A 2,309-nucleotide genomic window follows, 5' to 3' on the forward strand; every position below is an offset into this window, starting at 1 on the left:
TTCTCTCCAGACGGTTCAGGCGATTGCGGCGGCGAGCGATTTCTTTTCCTCGCGCGCCTTGCTGGAGCCGATCTTGACCCTGGCTTCTCCAATCACGACGTCCTTGCCGCCGACGCGGCAGATGGTTTCGAGCGTCACATGCCGGTGCGCGCCGATTTCCTTGACGGTGACGCAGGCATGAACCGTATCGCCGGGGCGCACCGGCGCGACGAAGCGCATCTTCTGTTCGAGATAGATCGACCCCGGACCGGGAAGCCGCCCGGCGATGGCCGCCGAGATGACGCTGGCGGTCAGGAAGCCGTGTGCGATGCGCCCGCCGAAGGGCGTCGATGCCGCGAATTCCTCATTGATGTGGATCGCGTTGTTGTCGCCGGAGACGCCGGCGAACAGCACGATATCCGCCTCGGTGATGGTCTTGGAGAACGTCGCCGTCATGCCCACGGCGAGGTCTTCGATGTCATAGCCGTTCAGTTCGTTCATGGCGCCCTCCCCGCTCAGTGAATCATCAGGGAAGGATCGAATTCGGTGACCGAATCCGCGCCTTCGACCACGCCGGCAAAGAAAGACTCCGTCTGCGGCAGGACATGCGCCGCATAGAAAGTCGCATAAGCCAGCTTGGCGCGCGTGAAATCGGGATCGCCGCCCGCTTCCTTCTGGCGGATCGCCGCCGCAAGTTGCCGCAGCACCAACCAGTAGCCGACCGTGATTCCGGTGAGATGCAGCATCGGCACGGCCGCCGCCGCCGTGCTCTCGGGCGCGGGTTTATGCGTCTTGACGATCCAGTCGACCGCCGAGGCGAACCGGCCGAGCGCGGCTTCGAGCGGCTTGGCGAGCGCGGCGAGATCGGAGCCCGCCCAGCCTTTCAAGTCCTCTTCGATTTGCGCGATCAAAGCCCCGGCCGCCACGCCGCCATCGCGCGCGATCTTGCGGCCCACGAGATCATTGGCCTGGATGGCGGTGGTGCCTTCGTAGATCGTGGTGATGCGGGCGTCGCGCAGATGCTGGGCCGCGCCCGTCTCCTCGATGAAGCCCATGCCGCCATGGACCTGCACGCCGGTCGAGGCGATCCAGATCGAGTTTTCCGTGCACCAGCCCTTGACCACAGGGATCAGCAGATCGACCAGCGCCTGCGCCGCCCTGGCCTCATTGGCGTCCTGCGACAGATGCGCGACATCCATCTTGCCCGCGGCGAAATAGGCCAGCGCCCGCATCGCCTCGATGCGCGATTTCATGTCGAGCAGCATGCGCTTAACGTCGGGATGATAGGCGATCGGGTCGCCCACCTTTCCGGCGAGCGGTTTGCCCTGGACGCGATCATGGGCGTAGGAAAGCGCCTTCTGATAGGCGCGCTCCGAAATGGCGACGCCTTCCAGACCCACGTTCAAGCGGGCGTGGTTCATCATCGTGAACATATATTCGACGCCGCGATTGATCTCGCCGATCAGGTAGCCGATCGCGCCATCCTTCTCGCCGAAGGACATCACAGCGGTCGGACTCGCGTGGATGCCGAGCTTGTGCTCGATCGACGCGCAGATCAGATCATTGCGCGCGCCGAGCGAGCCGTCGGCGTTCACCAGGAATTTCGGCACGAGGAAAAGCGAGATGCCCTTCACGCCGGGAGGGGCGTCGGGTAGGCGCGCGAGCACCAGGTGGATGATGTTCTCGGCGACGTCGTTCTCGCCCCAGGTGATGAAAATCTTGGTGCCGGTGATGCGATAGGCGTCGCCGTCCGGGACGGCGCGCGTGCGCACGGCGGCGAGGTCCGACCCGGCCTGCGGCTCGGTGAGGTTCATTGTGCCGGTCCATTTGCCGGACGCCATGTTCGGCAGATAGAGCGCCTTCTGCTCATCGGAACCGTGATGGTCGATCGCCGACAAGGCGCCGAGCGTCAGCATCTGGCAGAGCGAAAAAGCCATGTTCGAGGCCTTCCACATCTCCTGCACCGGCGTCGCGACGAGGGCCGGAAGGCCCTGTCCGCCGTAATCCAGCGAAACGGGCATGGCGTGCCAGCCGTTCTCGCAGAAGGCCGCGAAAGCGTCCTTGACGCCGTCGGGCGTCGTCACCACGCCGTCCTTGCAGACGCAGCCCTGCTTGTCGCCGGGCTGGTTGAGCGGCGCCAGCACGTCGCCCGCGAATTTTCCGGCCTCTTCGAGGATCGCCTCGACCAGATCTTCCGATATTTCCTCATTGCCCGGCAATGCGGAGACGCGGTCCAGCCCGCCGACCTCCCGCATGGCGAAAAGCATGTCGCGAATGGGCGCCTGATAAGCGGTCATGTTCAACTCCGACAGGAAAGCGCGTCAATGAAA

2 protein-coding genes are annotated in these 2,309 nt (G+C 64.4%); both read right to left on the reverse strand.

Annotation, left to right across the window (positions count from 1 at the left end):
* Positions 1-15: 15 nt before the first annotated feature.
* Entirely contained in the window at positions 16-480 is a 465-nt protein-coding gene (locus tag QM467_RS19650) for a MaoC family dehydratase (protein WP_283368030.1), read from the reverse strand.
* Positions 481-494: 14 nt separating this feature from the next.
* Positions 495-2,276: an acyl-CoA dehydrogenase family protein gene (locus tag QM467_RS19655; protein ID WP_283368031.1), complete on the reverse strand. Its 1,782-nt coding sequence runs from the start codon at positions 2,274-2,276 to the stop codon at positions 495-497.
* Positions 2,277-2,309 lie beyond the last annotated feature (33 nt).

Origin of the sequence: Rhodoblastus sp. 17X3 (genome assembly GCF_030056575.1) — a bacterium.
In the GTDB taxonomy this organism is placed as follows: Bacteria; Pseudomonadota; Alphaproteobacteria; order Rhizobiales; family Beijerinckiaceae; genus Rhodoblastus.

What these genes read in the sequence shown, in the direction of transcription:
- QM467_RS19650 (WP_283368030.1), bottom strand. Translation starts at nt 480, where the DNA reads ATGAACGAACTGAACGGCTATGACATCGAAGACCTCGCCGTGGGCATG.
- QM467_RS19655 (WP_283368031.1), bottom strand. Translation starts at nt 2,276, where the DNA reads ATGACCGCTTATCAGGCGCCCATTCGCGACATGCTTTTCGCCATGCGG.